Origin of the sequence: Saccharopolyspora karakumensis (assembly GCF_004349225.1) — a bacterium.
Classification (GTDB): domain Bacteria; phylum Actinomycetota; class Actinomycetes; order Mycobacteriales; family Pseudonocardiaceae; genus Saccharopolyspora; species Saccharopolyspora endophytica.
Window position 1 is genome coordinate 71,327 of sequence record NZ_SMLA01000022.1, and the last position, 17,185, is coordinate 88,511.

General features: G+C 70.3%; 15 protein-coding genes. 7 read left to right on the top strand and 8 right to left on the bottom strand.

Annotated features, from left to right (window positions below; translation table 11 throughout):
- Nucleotides 1-98: 98 nt before the first annotated feature.
- The 4 genes from E1202_RS16340 to E1202_RS16355 all read left to right on the top strand — a co-directional run bounded on the left by E1202_RS16340 (nt 99) and on the right by E1202_RS16355 (nt 4,783).
- Nucleotides 99-749 (top strand): TetR/AcrR family transcriptional regulator, encoded by a 651-nt coding sequence (locus E1202_RS16340; protein WP_132684014.1) that lies wholly within the window; start codon nt 99-101, stop codon nt 747-749.
- Between the two features lie 104 nt (nt 750-853).
- Complete coding sequence (locus E1202_RS16345) at nt 854-2,170, top strand: MFS transporter (RefSeq protein WP_132684015.1); 1,317 nt, start codon at nt 854-856, stop codon at nt 2,168-2,170.
- A 440-nt stretch (nt 2,171-2,610) separates the two neighbouring features.
- Nucleotides 2,611-3,624: an ABC transporter substrate-binding protein gene (locus E1202_RS16350; RefSeq protein WP_235878477.1), complete on the top strand. Its 1,014-nt coding sequence runs from the start codon at nt 2,611-2,613 to the stop codon at nt 3,622-3,624.
- 13 nt (nt 3,625-3,637) lie between these two features.
- Entirely contained in the window at nt 3,638-4,783 is a 1,146-nt protein-coding gene (locus tag E1202_RS16355; RefSeq protein ID WP_132684016.1) for an LLM class flavin-dependent oxidoreductase, read from the top strand.
- A 52-nt stretch (nt 4,784-4,835) separates the two neighbouring features.
- Here the strand turns inward: E1202_RS16355 and E1202_RS16360 are convergent, their stop codons facing one another.
- Nucleotides 4,836-5,534, bottom strand: a complete 699-nt coding sequence (locus E1202_RS16360; RefSeq protein WP_132684017.1) for a hypothetical protein — start codon at nt 5,532-5,534, stop codon at nt 4,836-4,838.
- Between the two features lie 614 nt (nt 5,535-6,148).
- On the opposite strand from E1202_RS16360, the gene E1202_RS16365 reads away from it, so the two are divergent.
- A complete protein-coding gene (locus E1202_RS16365) occupies nt 6,149-7,219 on the top strand; it encodes a tryptophan dimethylallyltransferase family protein (RefSeq protein WP_132684018.1) in 1,071 nt (356 codons plus the stop codon).
- Between the two features lie 31 nt (nt 7,220-7,250).
- Nucleotides 7,251-8,621: a tryptophanase gene (locus tag E1202_RS16370; protein ID WP_132684019.1), complete on the top strand. Its 1,371-nt coding sequence runs from the start codon at nt 7,251-7,253 to the stop codon at nt 8,619-8,621.
- Nucleotides 8,622-8,666: 45 nt separating this feature from the next.
- Here E1202_RS16370 and E1202_RS16375 read toward each other — a convergent pair whose 3' ends face one another.
- The 6 genes from E1202_RS16375 to E1202_RS16400 all read right to left on the bottom strand — a co-directional run bounded on the left by E1202_RS16375 (nt 8,667) and on the right by E1202_RS16400 (nt 15,473).
- Nucleotides 8,667-9,263, bottom strand: a complete 597-nt coding sequence (locus tag E1202_RS16375) for a GTP-binding protein (protein ID WP_132684020.1) — start codon at nt 9,261-9,263, stop codon at nt 8,667-8,669.
- Between the two features lie 40 nt (nt 9,264-9,303).
- Nucleotides 9,304-9,666: a DUF742 domain-containing protein gene (locus E1202_RS16380; RefSeq protein ID WP_235878479.1), complete on the bottom strand. Its 363-nt coding sequence runs from the start codon at nt 9,664-9,666 to the stop codon at nt 9,304-9,306.
- 3 nt (nt 9,667-9,669) lie between these two features.
- Nucleotides 9,670-10,086 (bottom strand): roadblock/LC7 domain-containing protein, encoded by a 417-nt coding sequence (locus tag E1202_RS16385; RefSeq protein WP_132684021.1) that lies wholly within the window; start codon nt 10,084-10,086, stop codon nt 9,670-9,672.
- Between the two features lie 37 nt (nt 10,087-10,123).
- Nucleotides 10,124-12,517, bottom strand: coding sequence for a sensor histidine kinase (locus E1202_RS16390; protein ID WP_165943873.1), 2,394 nt, complete (start codon nt 12,515-12,517; stop codon nt 10,124-10,126).
- A gap of 344 nt (nt 12,518-12,861) precedes the next feature.
- Nucleotides 12,862-13,983: a hypothetical protein gene (locus tag E1202_RS16395; RefSeq protein ID WP_132684023.1), complete on the bottom strand. Its 1,122-nt coding sequence runs from the start codon at nt 13,981-13,983 to the stop codon at nt 12,862-12,864.
- Nucleotides 13,980-15,473, bottom strand: coding sequence for a sodium:solute symporter family protein (locus tag E1202_RS16400; RefSeq protein WP_132684024.1), 1,494 nt, complete (start codon nt 15,471-15,473; stop codon nt 13,980-13,982). Before E1202_RS16400 ends, E1202_RS16395 begins: the two co-directional genes overlap by 4 nt.
- Before the next feature lie 286 nt (nt 15,474-15,759).
- Here E1202_RS16400 and E1202_RS16405 point away from each other — a divergent pair, with 286 nt between their 5' ends.
- A complete protein-coding gene (locus E1202_RS16405) occupies nt 15,760-16,551 on the top strand; it encodes an NAD-dependent epimerase/dehydratase family protein (protein WP_268952335.1) in 792 nt (263 codons plus the stop codon).
- Here the strand turns inward: E1202_RS16405 and E1202_RS16410 are convergent.
- Complete coding sequence (locus tag E1202_RS16410; protein WP_165943874.1) at nt 16,548-17,018, bottom strand: LapA family protein; 471 nt, start codon at nt 17,016-17,018, stop codon at nt 16,548-16,550. The two genes, E1202_RS16405 and E1202_RS16410, sit on opposite strands and share 4 nt — an antisense overlap.
- Between the last annotated feature and the right edge of the window lie 167 nt (nt 17,019-17,185).

Here is a 17,185-nt window from a genome sequence, read left to right on the forward strand (position 1 = left end):
AACGAACTAGCTAGTTAATTGTAGGCACACGAGGCGCTCACCCGGAAGACTCCGTGCATTAGAGTGGCGCTGAAGTGCAACAACCGCAGGGGAGCATCGTGGCCGCACCGACGTCCGACACCGGAGCGATCAAGCAGCGCGACGCCGACCGGACTCGCGCCGAGATCCTGCGGGTGGCCACCGAGGAGTTCGCCGACAAGGGCTACGCCGGCGCCCGGGTGGACGAGATCGCCGCGCGGACAAGCACCACCAAGCGGATGATCTACTACTACTTCACCGGCAAGGAACAGCTCTACCTGGCCGCGCTGGAGAACGCCTACGCGGTCATCCGCGGCCTGGAGAGCCAGGTCGACGTGGACGCGCTCGAACCCGCCGAGGCGATCCGCCGGCTGGCCGAGCTGACCTTCGACCACCACGAGTCGCACCCGGACTTCCTGCGGCTGGTCAGCATCGAGAACATCCACCGCGCCGAGCACCTGACCAAGTCGGAGCTGCTGCCCGGACTGGCCGGACCGGCGGTCGAGGTGCTCGACGGCGTGCTGCGGCGCGGGCGCGAGAACGGGCGGTTCCGCGAGGACGTCGACGCCCTCGACGTGCACATGATGATCAGCTCGTTCTGCGTGTTCCGCACCGCCAACCGCTACACGTTCCAGGCGATCTTCGAGCGCGACCTGCTCGACCCGAAGCGGCGCGACCACTACCGCCGGATGCTCGGCGACATGGTGCTCGGCTTCCTGTCACGGGACTGAAACACGGCCTTGACACACGTTCGCGGGCGCTTCACAGTCTTGAGAACTAACTAGATGGTTCATAAGTCACCGCGCAACGGTGCACGGACTTCCTGGAGCAGACAGTGACCGACGGCCCGAGAGCCACCCAGGGCAAACCGCGCAAAGCCGCGATCGCCGCATGGATCGGAAGTGCGCTCGAGTACTACGACTTCTTCATCTACGGCACCGCCGCAGCGCTGGTGTTCAACAAGATCTTCTTCCCCACCTCCGACCCCGCGACCGGCACCCTGCTGGCGCTGGCGTCCTTCGGCGTGGGCTACCTGGCACGACCGATCGGGGCGTTCGTCCTCGGCCACATCGGCGACGCCTTCGGCCGCAAGCGGGTGCTGGTGTTCACCGTCCTGCTGATGGGGATCTCCACGGTCCTGGTCGGATGCCTGCCCACCTACGACCAGATCGGCGTGGCAGCACCGGCGCTGCTGGTCGCACTGCGCCTGCTGCAGGGCTTTTCGGCCGCGGGCGAGCAGGCCGGGGCGAACTCGATGTCGCTGGAGCACGCCCCGGCGCACCGGCGCGCCTACTACACGAGCTTCACGCTCAGCGGTACGCAGGCCGGGCAGATCCTGGCCACCGCGGTCTTCCTACCGGTGGCCGCGCTGCCGGAGGAACACCTGGTCAGCTGGGGCTGGCGGGTTCCGTTCTGGCTCAGCGCCGCGGTCGTGATCGCCGGACTGGTGATCCGCAGCAAGCTCGACGAGACACCGGTCTTCGTCGAGGAGGTCGCCGACACCAAGCGCGAGAAGACCCCGCTGCTGCCGCTGTTCCGCGACCACTGGGCCGACGTGCTGCGGGTGGTCGTCGCCTCGGTGATCGCCGCGGTGAGCACCATCTTCACCGTCTACGCGCTCAGCTACGCGGTGAACACCGTGGGCCTGGCCAAGACTCCGATCCTGTGGGTGGGCGTGCTGGCCAACATCGTCGCGCTGGCGGCGATCCCGCTGTGGGCGGGACTGGCCGACCGCGTCGGCCGCAAGCCGGTGTTCATCGGCGGCTCGGCCGGGTGCGCGGTGCTGATGTTCGGCTACCTGTGGTCGCTGTCAGTCGGCAGCTGGGCGCTGATCTTCACCTTCGGCATCCTGCTGTTCGGCGTCGTCTACAGCGCCACCAACGGCATCTGGCCGGCCTTCTACGGCGAGATGTTCCCGGCGAAGGTGCGACTGTCGGGCATGGCCGTGGGCACCCAGATCGGTTTCGCGCTGGCCGGGTTCTCCCCCAGCATCGCCGAGGCCATCGGTGGTGGGCGTGAAGGCTGGGTCTACGTCGCGCTGTTCACCGCGGGCCTGTGCGCGCTGAACATCATCGCGGTGGCCTCCGCCCGCGAGACCCACCGGGTTCCGACGCCCGAGCTGGGGCAGCGCAAGACCCCCGCCACCGTCTGACCCACCCAGCTGGACACATCACCTCCCGACCCCGATTTCAGTGGAGATCCGGTCCGGATCTCCACTGAGATCGGGGTCGGTGATTTCCACTGAAATCCGGGACACCCGACGCTTCGAGCGCGTCCGGCGTGCAGCAGGTCCCGCCCCGTGAGACCGAGCGCTCGTGCGTTGACCTGCGGGCGGGGTGCTGCGAACATCCGTGGTCGTGTTCACCTGGAACGCCTTCTCCTGGCGCCTGCACGTCGATCTGCGACGGCAGGCCAGCTCCATCTGTCCGGCTCCGTAGAGCCCTCGAGGACTCCCGGGCGGTTCTCGTCTCGAACCCGCCCCACACCTGATTCCCGGTCGCTTCCACCAGAACCGACCGCCCGCTCGCGCGCGCCCGCTGACCTCGCGTCATCGGGCGGATTCGTCGCGCCTCGCAGATGGAGTGAAACACCGTGCGCCGTCGTGATTTCCTTTCCCTGGCCGCAGCCGGTTCGGCCGCCGGACTGCTCGCCGCGTGCTCCGGCGGTCGCGGCGGTGATGCCGCGTCCGCGCCCGTGCCACCGCCGATCCCGCCCGACCAGCTGGCCGGGGTGACGCTCCGGGTCGGCGACCAGAAGGGCGCGTCCCAGTCGTTGCTGCGCTCGGCCGGACTGGACGACTTCCCGTACGAGCTCGAGTGGGCGACCTTCACCTCCGGCCCGCCGCTGCTGGAAGCGCTGTCGGCGGACGCCATCGACATCGGCGGCACCGGCAACACTCCCCCGCTGTTCGCCGCCGCGGCCAAGGCCGACATCAAGATCGTCGCCGCCTCCCAGGGCAACGTCGCCAGCGACGCGCTCGTCGTCCTCCCGAACTCCCCGCTCCAGTCCCGCGACCAGCTGCGCGGACGCACGATCGCGGTCTCCAAGGGCAGCTCCGCGCACGGCCAGATCCTGCAGACCCTGGCGGCCGTCGGACTCACTCCCCACGACGTCCAGCTCGTGTTCCTGCAGCCCGCCGACGCGCTCGGAGCGTTCAAGCAGGGCGCGGTGGACGCGTGGGCGCTCTGGGACCCGTACTTCGCGCAGGTCCAGCTCGAATCCGGTGCGCGGGTCATCGCCGACGGCCGCGGTGGCGGTGCCAACGGCTACAGCTTCCAGGTCGCCGGCACCGCCGCGCTGGCCGATGCCCGGCGCAACTCGGCGATCGGCGACTACCTCTCGCGGCTGTCGCGGGCGTACCGCTTCGCCGACACCCACCGCGAGAAGCGCGCCCAGGCGTGGTCGGAGGACACCGGGCTGCCCATCGAGGTCACCCGCAAGGCCACCGAGCTCGGACCCGACCTGCCGATCCCGCTCGACGCCGAGGTCGTCCGCTCGCAGCAGGAACTCGCCGACGCGTTCGTGACGGCCGAGGAGATCCCGCGCAGGTTCACCTTCGCCGACTACGTCGACAACCGCTTCGCGAGCCGGCTCGCGACCGCCTAAGAGGAACTCCCCCATGCCCATCACCACGCACGGGTTCCTGCCCACCCACGGCGACGGGCGCTCCGTCGTGGACCGCCCGCACACCACGCCGACCGGGGCCGACACGCCGCGCCGACCCGACATCGACTACCTCGCGCAGGTCGCCCAAGCCGTGGAGCACCTCGGTTTCACCGGCATGCTCACCCCCACCGGCAGCTGGTGCCAGGACGCCTGGATCACCACCGCCGCACTGCTGGCGCGCACCAAGCGGATCAAGTTCCTGGTCGCGTTCCGGCCCGGTTCGCTGTCGCCGACGCTGGCCGCGCAGCTGGCCGGCACGTACCAGAAGGTCTCCGACGGACGCCTGCTGCTCAACATCGTGACCGGCGGTGAGTCGACCGAGCAGCAACGCTACGGCGACTGGCTCGACCACGACGAGCGCTACGCCCGCACCGACGAGTTCCTCGCGATCCTGCGCGGCATCTTCGCGGGCGAGCCCTTCGACTTCGACGGTGAGCACCACAGCGTGCGCGGCGCGACGTCCTTCGAGCCCCCGGCACCGGTTCCGCCCTTGTACTTCGGCGGATCGTCGGACGCCGCGCTGCCGGTGGCCGCCCGGCGAGCCGACGTGCACCTGACCTGGGGAGAGCCGCCGGCGGCGGTGGGACGCAAGGTGCAGCGGCTGCGAGAGCTGGCCGCCGAGGAGTGCCGCGAGCTGCGGTTCGGCCTGCGCGCGCACGTCATCACCCGCAACACCAGCGCCGACGCGTGGGACACGGCGCAGCGGTTCCTGGGGCAGATGGATCCCGCCGACGTGGCGGCCTCGCAGGCCAAGATCGCCAAGACCGAGGCCGTCGGGCAGCACAAGATGGCAGGGCTGCACGGTGGTGTCCTGCCTTCCAGCGCCCGCGACCTGGAGGTCCACCCGGGACTGTGGGCGGGGGTCGGACTGCTGCGCGGCGGGGCCGGAACCGCGCTGGTGGGAAGCCACTCCGAGGTCGCCGACCTCATCGAGGAGTACCACTCGGTGGGCATCGACGAGTTCGTGCTGTCGGGTTACCCGCACCTGGAGGAGGCGTACTGGTTCGGCGAAGGGGTGCACCCCGAGCTCGCCCGGCGGGGCCTGCGCGAGAGCACCTCGCCCGGAGCCGTGCGCGACCTGGAGCCCGCGCCGCACTGAGCCCGGACGCGAATCGACCCCGGCCTGAGCTGGCCGGGGCCGATCTCGTGCGTCAGTAGCGGTTGCCGCCGGGTGCCGGTCGCTGCGGAGGGCGACCGCCCGGGGCTCCGGGACGACCCGGTCCGGGGGGCTGGGCCCCGGGACGACCGGCGCCGGGCGGCGGACCCGCAGGCGGGTTCCCGGCGGGACGGCCCTGGTTGGGGGCTCCGGGGCGACCCTGGCCGGGTGCTGCCGGACGTCCGCCCTGGTTCGGCGGGTTCCCCTGCGGGCGGCCCTGGTTCGGGGCGGGACGGCCGCCGCCTGGCGGCTGACCGCCGGGACGCCCCTGCTGACCGGCCGGGCGGGCCTGACCTGCCCCGGCCGGACGGCCCTGGTTGGGACCGGGCCGCGCACCGGGCCGACCGGCGGGCGGCTGCGCGCCGCGCTCCGGACGGGAGGTCTCCGCGCGGGACGGCCCGCGGTCGTCGCGGTCGAAGTCCAGGTCGAAGTCGTCGTCGTCCCGACGCCTGCGACGGGGCATGCGCATCGGCGCCTTGCCGGCCTTCTTGCGACTGTTGATCCACAGGTCGAAGCCGAAGATCGCCAAGGCCATGATCAGGAGCATCAGGCCGAGCAACGGCACTTCCAGGACCAGCGCCGTCACCAGCGCGAGTACCAGCATCGTGATGATCGGTACCCACGCGAACGGGTCGATCCGGTTCAGGATCGCGGAGACCCCGCCGGAATCGTCGTGGTCCGCGTCACGTGCCATCGAGACTCTCCAACTTCACTCTGCGCCCGGCCGCGGAAGTGTACCGGAGGGCAACCCCCGGACCCGCGACCGTCACCCGACCATGCGGGCCCGATCACGCCTGTTGTACGCCATCACTGACCGGCCAGGCGGACCTGGACGCCCCAGAGGTCCGCCACGCCGGGCGCGGCGCGAACGCGCTCCCGCGTCTCGCCGCCTCCGCCGCGCGGACCGCTTCAAGATCATACTCACGAAGGGATTTCCCTTTGTTCACACCTGCACCCCCGCGGCGCGGCAATGCGAACGCGAGCGGCTGACCAGGCATGGGCTCGAATTTTTACCGGTAGACACCGATCCCCCTAGTTCTCATCCGTGAATTACACAGTCCACTGTGGCCTCATTGCCAATTGAACAGTATTCCGGTTACGCACTGTTGATCACTCGGCGTCCGGGCGGTCACAGTGGATGATCAGCGCAGTTCGACTGCACAGCAGTCGGTTTCACGCCACCGGAGGTGGCTGCGGAGATCACCTCGGTTACCTTTGATCGTCAAGACCACGGGTACCGCTGTGCCCGCCAGTCACTTTCCGGCGAACACGGAGCCGGAGTAGCAAGCCAGATTGATCGAGGCTGCAATGAGCACTGCCGACGCAACCCTCGGCGATCTCACGAGAAGGCAGTTGCACGACCTCTGCCGAGTCGTGGGAATGGACCGGACCGATCCGCTCCGATTGCTGGGAGAGGTCCTGGGCGCCGCCCGCGACCGCCCGCTGGCCCAGCCGCCGCTGTGGCCGTCCGACGTCGCCGACGACGCCACCCCGATCGAGTTCTCCGTCCAGGTCGACGACGGCGGGGGCCGCCACCTGCGGATCCTCGCCGAAACGCTGCCCGCCGCACCCGGACCCGCCGCCAACCTGCGCGCCGCCCGAGACCTGGTCACCGCCCTCGCCGGGCGCTACGACCTGGCGCTGGACCGGCTGCGCGCCGTCGAGGACCTGTTCAGCCCGGCAGAACCGCAGGGCAGGTTCTCCTGGTGGTTCTCCTTCATCTTCGACGCCGACGGGCGCCCGCGGTTCAAGGTCTACTTCAACCCCGACGTGCACGGCGCGGACCACGCCTCGAAGGTCGTGCAGGAGGCGTTCGCCCGGCTCGGGCTGGACGGCGCCCACCGCACCGTCGTCGACTGCGCGCTGCGCCGCGAGGCCGACCGGCTGACGTTCTTCGCCCTGGACCTCGACGACAGCCCGCAGTCCCGGGTCAAGCTCTACGTCTCCCAGCACGACGCGCGCATCGACGACGTCGAGCGGGCCGCCTCCGCGGTTCCCGGCATCGACCGCTACCAGGTCGGGGACTTCTGCCGGACGCTGGCGCCCGGTGTCGAGCGCTTCCCCGGCCGCCCCCTGGTGTCGAGCTACTCCTTCGTCGAAGGCGACCGCGAGAAGCCCAGCAACTACAGCATCTACCTGCCGCTGCGCGACTACGTGCCGGACGACTCGGTGGCCCGCGAGCGCGTCCGGCAGCACCTGCGCGACCACCGGATCGACCCGGCGATGCTCGACGAGATCATCGGCGCGCTCACCGACCGCGACCTGGCGGCACGGTCCGGGTTGCTCGCGCACGTCTCGCTGCGGTTGAGCCCCGATCAGACCGGAACCACGATCTACGCCTCCTCCGAGGCCTACAGCGGCACCGCGGCCGAGAACTAGTTCACCGCAACACCATCGTGGAGCACACCCCATGCCGCACTTGCGCCCCTACGTCTCCGCCGTCGTGCGCCGCATCCCCATCACCACCCGCGAGCAGCGCATCGAGGCGCTGGACCTCGCCGGCCACAACCCGTTCAACCTGCCCGCCGACCAGGTGAGCATCGACCTGCTGTCCGACTCCGGGACCGGCGCGGTCTCCGTCGACCAGCAGGCGTGGGCGCAGCGCGCCGACGAGCGCTACGCCGGTGCCGAGTCCTACTACCGCTACCGCGACGCGCTGCGGGAAGTGGTGCCCTACCGGCACTTGCTCCCGGTGCACCAGGGACGCGCGGCCGAGCGCGTCCTGTTCACCGCGCTGCTCGGAGAAGGCCGGATCAGCCTCAGCAACACGCACTTCGACACCACCCGCGCCAACGTGGAGCGGCTGGGCGCCGAGGCCAGGGACCTGCCGAACCAGGAGCTGTTCGACCTCGACAGCGACCACCCGTTCAAGGGCGACATCGACGTCGCCGCCGTTCGCGAGGTCCTCGACGGTCCGGACGGGCACCGGGTCGGGCAGATCCTGATGACCACCACCAACAACGGCGGCGGCCAGCCGGTGTCGATGGCCAACCTCGAGGAGGTCAGCGCGCTCGCGCGCGAGCGCGGGGTTCCGCTCATCCTCGACGCCGCCCGGTTCGCCGAGAACGCCTGGCTGGTCATCCGCCGCGAAGCCGGGTACGAGGACAAGACCCCGCTGCAGGTGGCGCGCGAGGCGTTCGCACTCGCCGACGGCGCCGTGGCCAGCCTGAAGAAGGACGGCTTGTCACCGGAGGGAGCGTTCATCGGCCTCAACGACACCGAGCTGGCCGACCGGTGCGAGGTCGACGTGATCGCCACCGAGGGCTTCCGAACCTACGGCGGGCTCACCGGGTCCACGATGGAGCAGCTGGCGCAGGGCCTGCGCGAGGTCGTCACGCCCGAATACCTCGCCGATCGCGAGCACGAGGCGGCCTACCTCGCCGAACGCGCGCACCAAGCGGGCGTGCGCACGATCCGCCCGTCCGGCCTGCACGGCGTCTACCTCAACGCAGGGCGACTGCTGCCGCACCTGTCGCCGGCGCAGTTCCCGGGGCACGCGCTGGCCTGCGCGCTCTACCGCGAGGGAGGGATCCGCTGCGCCGAACTGGGTTCGCTGTACCTGGGCACCCTCGACGAGAACGGCCGGCTGACCTCGCCCGCGCCGTTCGAGCTGGTCCGGCTGGCGCTGCCGCGACGGGTCTACGACCACAGCCACCTGGAGTACGTCGGCGAGGTCCTCGCCGGGATCGCGAAGGACCCCGAGTCGGTTCCCGGCTACCGGATCACGGAGAACCCGCCGGTCCTGCGCCACTTCCGCTGCCGGACCGAGCCGCTGGGCTGAGTCCCGCGCCCCGGGCACCCGACGCCGGGTACCCGGGGCGCGCGGTCAGGCCAGTCTCGACGGGGTGCGGTCGATCGCGTGGCGCACGAGCGTCACCAGCGCGTTCTTGCACAGATCGCGCTCACGGGCATCGCAGATGACGATCGGGACCTCGGGCGGGATCACCAGCGCGTCGCGCACTTCCTCGGGTTCGTAGTGGTAGCCGTCGTCGAAGATGTTGACCGCCACCACGAACGGGATGCCGCGCCGCTCGAAGAAGTCCACCGAGGCGAACGCCTCCTGCAGCTTGCGCGTGTCCACCAGCACCACGGCGCCGACCGCGCCGAGCGCGAGGTCGTTCCACAACGGCCAGAACCGGTTCTGACCGGGGGCGCCGAACAGGTACAGCACGATCTCGTCGGAGATGGTGATGCGGCCGAAGTCCAGCGCGACGGTGGTGGTCTCCTTGCGCTCCACCCCGCTGAGGTCGTCGATCCCCTCGCTGGCGACCGTCATCTCCTCTTCGGTGGTCAGCGGCGGGATCTCGCTCACCGCGCCGACCATCGTCGTCTTGCCGACACCGAAACCACCCGCCACGACGAGTTTCACGGGTATCGGTGCGGGATTACCGACGTCGTCGGCGTCGTCCCGGCCGGACTGCACCGGAACGCCTTGTCCTGACCTGGCTTTCGCCTCGGTCACCTCAGAGTTTGCAAAGCCCACGGTACACCTGCTCCAAGATTTCTCGGCTGACTTCGGTACGAGGCGTGCGCACGAAGACCGCACCGTGATCGAGCAGGTCACCGCACAGGACCCGGACCACCCCCATCGGCTGTCCCAGCGCGACGGCGAGCTCCGCCAGCGACACCGGGCGGTGGCACACCTCGAGGATCGCTCGGTGCTCGGGCGTGAGTTCCAGCCTCGGGGTCTCCGGTCGCGGCTCGACGGTGACCACCTGGGTCGCCGTGTCGAGCCGGTGCTTGTGCTGCCCAGGGGTCCGGCCGCGCGTGATCGTGTACGGCCGGACCATGAGCCCGGCTTCATCGTCGTACCACGCCTCGTCCACTTGTCAGTTCCTCTCCGCCGCCAACCCGTGCAGCTCGCGCGGTGCGGCCGACAGGAACGATCCGACCCTGGTGATCAGGCGGCCCATCTCGTAGGCCACCAGCTCGATGTCGGTGTCGGCCGCCGACAGCACCGCCAGGCACGCGCCGCTGCCCGCCGCCGAGACGAACAGGAACCCGTGCTCCATCTCGACGTGGGTCTGCGCGACCTGACCGCGGCCGAAGTCCTTGCTCACGCCCTTGCCGATGCTGCGCATGCTCGACGCCGCCGCGGCGAGCTTGTCGCCGGCGTCGCGGTCCAGCCCGGCGGACTTGGCGATGACCAGGCCGTCGTTGGACAGCACGACGGCGTGGTCGGCTCCGTGCACGCCGTGCACGAAGTCGTCCAGCAGCCAACTCAGTTTCGAAGCCGTCTCGGTCATGCCCACCTCACACGCGCTTGCTTGTCGTTTGACCTGGTCATGTGTCGCCGCCGTCGGATTCGTCGAAACCGCCCCGGAACGCCCGGCGGAACCCCGCCAGCTTGCTCGGCGAGGCGATCATCGACTGCTCTTCTGCGTCCGGGTCGTCCTTGAGCCCGTCGGCCAGGTGCGCCTGCGGCACCCGCTTGGGCAGGGAGGGACGATTCGCCTTGCCGCGCTCGGCGTGCTGATCAGGAGCGGGTGATGCCGTGGTCGGCCACTCGTGGTCGGGCGCCTCGGTGGCCCTGCCGGGGGCGGTCGACTGGTCGGTCATCGTCCCATTCCAGCTCAGTTCGCGCGGCTGCGGCACCAACGTTCGTTCGGGCTGCGCACCGTTGACCGGCTCTTGCTCCAGGTTCCCGGCGAGCTCGCGACGGCGGTCCAGAGCGCTGACCGGCACCTGCACGGAGTCGCCGTCGCCGCTGATGCCCGTCTCCAGGATCCGGTCGGGCAGCAGGACCGTGGCGCGGGTCCCGCCGTAGGCCGACACGCCGAACTCCACCGAGATCTCCCGGCGCGAGGCCAGCCGGGCGGCGGTGAACAGCCCCAGCTGCTCGGCCTTGTTGTTCTCCAGCACGAGCCGGTCGAACTCCGGAGGCTCGTGCATCATCTCGTTGGCCCGCTGCCGGGTCTCGGGGTCCATGCCCAGGCCCTGGTCGGCGATGTCGATGGCGATGCCGCGCGCGACCTCGTTGGCCCCCACGTGCACCTGGGTGTTCGGCGGCGAGAACGCGGTGGCGTTGTCGATGAGCTCGGAGATCAGGTGGATCGCATCGCCCACCGCGGCGCCGTGCAGCATCACCTCCGGCACGTGGCCGATGACCACGCGCGAGTACTGGTCGATCTCGGAGACCGAGGAGCGCAGCACGTCCATCAGCGCGACCGGGCGGCTCCACCGGCGACCCGGCTGCTGGTCGCCGAGCACCAGCAGGTTCTCCACCGTGCGGCGAGCGCGGGTGGTGGCGTTGTCCAGGTCGAACAGCCTGGCCAGCTGCTGGGAGCTGTCCTCGTTGCGCTCCAGCTGGTCGATCGTGGTGTGCATGCCGCGCAGCAGCCGCTGGATGCGGTGCGCCATGCCGACGAACACCACGCGGGCTCCCTGCCGGGCTCGCGTCTCGCCGACGGCGGCCTGCACCGCTTCCTGCTGGAACAGCTGGATCGCGTGGGCGACCTCGCCGACCTCGTCGCTGCCGTAGTGGCCCAGGGCGACCAGCTCGGCGTCGACCTCGACCGCCTCGCCTTCGCGGAGCCTGCGCACCACGTCCGGCAACCGCTCGGCCATCGCCAGCGATTCGGTGCGCAGGCCCTGCAGGCGCGTCAGCAGCGCGTCGTCGACGACCGTGCGGTAGACGCGGCGGGCGAAGAAGAACGAACCCACCGACACCGCCAGCGCCACCAGGCTGCCGATCAGCACCGTCCACAGCGTTCCGGTCGCGCGGCTCACCGCACCGTTGGCGACCTGCTCGCTCTGGGTGCGCACCAGGTTGGACATCTCGGCACCGATGTCGTTGGTCATCCGGCGCCAATCCTCGACGCGCAGCTGCGGCCGCTCGTTCGGGCCGAACGCGCCGTGCTGGACGAGCTGGTCCTCGGCGGCGATCAGCTGCTTCCAGTCCGGGTTGGTGATCATCGCCTCGTACCGCTGGCGCACCTCGGGCAGCATCGTGGTCATGTTGGACTGCACGATCGCGTGGTGGCTGACGATGTAGCCGGTCAGCTCGCGGTGCTCGGCGGGGCTGAGCTCGCCGCCGGCCAGGATGGTGCCGACCATCGAGGACTCGCGGGAGAGCGTGTCGGACGCGCGGAACAGACCGACCGCGGCCAGCGAGCCCTGGCGGGCCTCGGAGTCGGGCGTGATCCGCGACTGGATGTCGAAGAGCTTGGTCGCGGTGGCGAACATCTCGTCGTAGAAGGCGTTGAGCTCCTCGACGGTCGCCTGGCGGCCGGCGATCCGCTCGCGCACGGCGGGCAGCTGCCTGAAGTAGCCGTTGAGCTGGTTCATCGGCGCGATGACGTCGTCCGGCGCCGATTCCAGCACCGGAGCGGCCTTCTCGTTGAGCTCGTCGAGGGCGCTGTCGGTGGCGCGCTGCTGACCGGCGAGCTCGTTCATCCCCGTGCCGGGCTGGCTGATGACCTCCAGGCTGCGCAGCCGCTCGCGCTGGACCTGGTCGAGGGCGTTGACCGCGGGCAGCGACATCGACTGCACGCCGGAGGCGATCTGGCGGGCGAAGAACGCGTCGAAGGCGAACAGCGAACACCCCACCGACCACAGCACCGCGACGACGACCCACGGGACGAACACCGCCCAAGTCAGTCGCGACCGGATCGAGGAACCGCCCGGGCGTTGTCTTTCCGGGCCTTGCGAGGACAGGGAGTCGTCTTGGGTCGTCACTTCCACGTTCTTTCCATCGATGGTCTTTCGCCCACGCCGGGGCGCATCCCAGCGGTCCGACATCGCGTGCCCTCGATACGCCAGACACCTTATCGGATGATCTTCACTCAATAGTGGAGGTTGGCGGGTATTCCCCACCACAGCTGGACGGACGACACGTCCACCGGGATTTTCCCACTGAACCGGGATCATGGGAAAACCGTGTGAAAAGACCCGGACAGGACCCACGCGCACCCGAAAAAAGGAGCCTTCGAGATCACTCGAATGGAGTCCGGACCCCTTACTGAGCGGAATTCCCCCGACGATTCTCGCGATCACCCCGGCACCGGGCCAATCCGACAGATTCAACCACCGCGACGGGCCTCGTCGGTGGCTTCCCGCAGCAGCGGAGCGCGGGCCGGACCGGCCAGCCCGAGGTGGTACAGGTGCAGCTCGCTCGCTCCGGCCGCCCGCAACCGGCGGACGTGCTCGGCCAGGTCGCCGGCCCGCGGTCCGACGGCGGTCACGTAGGCGCCGACCTCGTCGATCCCGGCGGCCTTGGCCGCGGCGACCTCCTGCGGCCCGGTCGCGTTCCAGCAGGGCACGACGACGCCGTCGACCTCGCCCACCGCGCGCGGCGTCAGTCCCGGCAGGGCGCCGGTCGCCCAGGCGTCGGCGCTGCCGTGCAGCAGCACCCGGCGGCCCGCGCCGATCGCCTCCAGCACTCCCCCGCGCAGCAGGTCGGTCGCCGCACCGCGGGCGGCGAGCAGGATTTCGCGCAGGTCAGCGGGCAGTTCGTCGTCCACCTCGGTCAGATCGCCGGTGGCGAGGAGCCGACGGACCTCCGCGCGCAGCACCTCGCGCACCCGCACGGCGTCGGAGCCGGTCCAGCCGCGCGCGCACGCCGCGCAGCAGCACACCGACAGCAGCCGGGCCGCCGCGGGCGACCAGACCCCGTCGGTCTTCTCGTGCTGGTGCTGGTGCACCGCGCCGAGCTGACCGCACGCCTCCAGCACCACCGACCGCACGTCGAGACCGTCCAGCGCGGACCGGGTCAGCCGCACCGCGTAGTCGCGCACCTCGGCGTGCGACGGGCACAGCGCCCACGGGTAGACCTCGCCGAAGCAGTTGCGCACCGCGACGTCCGGGAACCGCCCGCCCAGCAAGGAGTTGTGGGTCAGGACCAGCCACGCGGTGACGTCGACACCGCTGCGGCGGAGCTCGGCGACGGCCTCACCGGCGCTGTCGGGCCCCACCCAGTCCGGTTCGGCTGGGCGCAGCCTGCCCCAGCCGGTGCCCACCGGGCGGTAGAGCGCGGCGTGGCGGGCCACCACCGCGCTGCGGGTCTCGTCGAAGGGCGTGGCCGCGCGAGCGCTGTGGTAGGCCACCGCGATGGCGACCTCGTCCACCCCGGACGCCGCGACCCGGTCGGCGAAACCGGGACGCACGTCCCAGGGGTAGGCGTAGCCGGTGACGTGCGCGCTCACCGCGCGGCCGCCGCCGTGCCGCCCTTGGCAGCGCGATCCAGCACGTCGAGCATCTCGTCGACCTCCTCGGTCCGCTCGGAGGCGACGGCCCCGAGCCCGATGAACAGGGCCAGCGAGACCAGGATCGGCGTCGCCACGGTCGCGGTCTGACCGGCGTCCACGCCGTAGTAGAGCACCGCGTAGGTGATCAGACCACCCGCCCACGACACCAGCGCCGCGCGCGAACCGCAGCGGCGGAACCACGGCAGCATCCCCAGCAGCAGCGGCACCGAGATCGGCCCCATCAGCGCGGCCACCCACGACACCACGATCGACAGGACTCCACCGAGGTTGTCCGCCTGGGTGGCCACCAGCATGCTCAGCGCGATGAAGGCGAACGTCGCGATCCGGCCGGCGCGCAACCGCTGCACCTCGCCGAACGCGCGGGCCTTGCGCCACAGCACCGGCAGCATGTCCCGGGTGATCACCGCCGAGATGGCGTTGGCGTCGGAGGCGACCATGGCCATGGTGTGCGAGAACATCCCGGCCAGCACCAGACCCACCATGCCCGCGGGCAGCAGCTTCTCGGTCATCGCGGCGTACGAGGTCGTCGGATCCTCCAGCCCCGGCACGAACAGCGGTGCGGCGAACATCGGGAACATCAGCACCAGCGGCCAGACCAGGTACAGGGCCGAGGACAGCAGCGCACCGCGACGGGCGGCGTGGTTGTCCGGCGAGGCCATGTAGCGCTGCGCCAGGTTCCACATTCCTCCGTTGTACTCCAGGGTTTTGACCAGCACGTACACCAGCAGGAAGACGGTCGTGTAGTCCTCGGTGACCGGCGAGAGGTGCCCGGCGGGCAGCCGGTCCCACATCGTCCACAGCCCGGAGATGCCGCCGAGCGAGGACAGCACCGCCCAGATCATCACGACGCCGGCCAGGCCCTGGATCACGAACTGCCCGAAGTCGGTGAGCGCGTCGGCCCACAGCCCGCCCGCCGTGCAGTACAGCAGCGTGACGCCACCGGTGATCAGGATGCCCACCAGGATCGGCACGCCCGCGAAGGACTCCAGCAGGATCGACACCGCGAACCACTTCGAGGCCACGTCGAAGACCTTCAGCGAGGCGCCGCTCCAGGCCAGCGCCTGCTGGGTGGGGATGTTGAAGCGCCGGGCCAGGAATTCCAGCGGCGAGGCCACGCCGAACTCGGCGCGCAACTGGTTCCAGCGCGCGGCGAACAACCAGGCCCCGATCGCCACGCCGATGCCGATGGAGGCGAATCCCCAGAAGTAGACGGTGACGCCCTGGCTGTAGGCCACTCCCGCGTAGGCGACGAACAGCACCGCGCTGTAACCGGACATGTGGTGCGAGATCCCGGCCAGCCACCAGGGCATTCGGCCACCGGCGATGAAGAAGTCCTTGTCGGTCTTGACCCTTCGGTGCGACCACCAGCCGATGCCGATCATCAAGCCGAAGTACCCGATCACCATGACCCAGTCCAGCGCGTGCACCGGCCCACCCCTTCACATCCGATGGCTTGGAACTCCGCGGCTCTCGAGCTCGCTGCGGGATCGTCGTCGACCCGGGCGCGTGCGCCGGATGTGGTGCTTGCTCACCCACAGGGAGGAAAGCGCTTCCCAATTGGGCCGTACGGACCTCACGGATTTCCCGCGCGGCCCTGAACAATTCGTTTCGTAAAGTTCCGGAGCCGGACGCTAGTATGGCGTCGATCACATGTCAACCAGCGTTCGGCGCGGCACCACGCATCCGGAATTCCTTGGTGCGAAGGGAAACGCCTTGTCCGAACGCATCCTGATCACCGGCGCCGCCGGCGGCATCGGAACGTTGATGCGGCCCCGGCTGCGCCGCGAAGGCCGGACGCTGCGCCTGCTGGACATCGCCCGTCCCGCGCCCGCCGCGGACGGCGAAGCGGTCGAGATCGTCGAAGGCAGCGTCACCGACCCCGAGGCCATGAGCCGAGCCTGCTCCGACGTCGACGCGGTGGTGCACCTCGGGGGTCACAGCCGCGAGAGCAGCTGGGCCGAAACACTGTCGGTCAACATCGACGGCACCCGCACCACGCTGGAGGCGGCCCGACGAACCGGCGTCCGGCGGGTCGTCCTCGCCTCCAGCAACCACGTCGCCGGATTCCGCTCCACGGCGGAGGCCGCGACGCTGGCGGCGGACTCACCGCCGCGCCCGGACACCTACTACGGGGTGAGCAAGGCCGCGATGGAGGCGCTGGGCAGCCTCTACCACTCGCGGTTCGGCATCGACGTGATCTGCATCCGCATCGGTGCGTGCTTCGAGACGGTGGGCGACGAGCGCGGGTTGGGCCTGTGGCTCTCGCCGGACGACTGCGCGCGACTGCTGGAAGCCTGCCTGTCGCACCCGTCGCCGGGCTACCGCGTCATCTGGGGCGTCTCGGACAACGCGCGACGCCCGGTTCCGCTGACCGAGGCCGCCGAACTCGGTTACGCGTCCCGCGACGACGCGGAGGCCGTCTTCGCCTCCCACGTCGTCGCGAGCACCTCGCACCGACTGCTCGGCGGCCCGTTCACCTCGGATCCGCTGGGGGAACCGAACTAGGACTGCTTGCGGGCCTTCTTGGCGGCGCGGCGCATCTGGATCATGCGCGCCGTGCCCGCCAGCCACACCAGCACGCCGCCGACGATCGCGGCGAACAGCAGGGCGAGACCGATCGGCAGGCTGAACTGCAGGCCCAGGAAGTGCACGGTCACCGCCGCGAAGTTCTGCGCGACGAAGATCAGCAGGAAGACCAGCACCACGCCCGCGATGGCCAGCGCCGTCCACAGCACACCGGTCCGGCTCTGCGGTGCCAGCTCGTGCTTGCCGCCGCCACCGGATCGCTCCTCGACAGGATCTCCCGCCTTCTCCACGACCCCGCTGCCGCCGGCATCGGACCCCCGGGCGTCCTTGCCGTTGGTGCCCTCGGCGGTCACGTCCTCGGCCGCCGCGCCGTTCGCGCTCGGCTCCGCCGCCCCGGACTCCCGCTCCGGCCCGGCTCCAGCGTCCTTCGACCCGTTCTCAGACATACCGATCATCATCAACCGCACCCGGCCCCGCACCCCACACCACACACCGCTCCGTCACCGGTTCGATATCTCACGCCTCCCGGCCCTGCGCGCGCCGAAGTGAACGGTTTCAGCCGAACCGACCGGACAAAACGAACTTCGATCATGGACGGGTCGAACCGCACCAC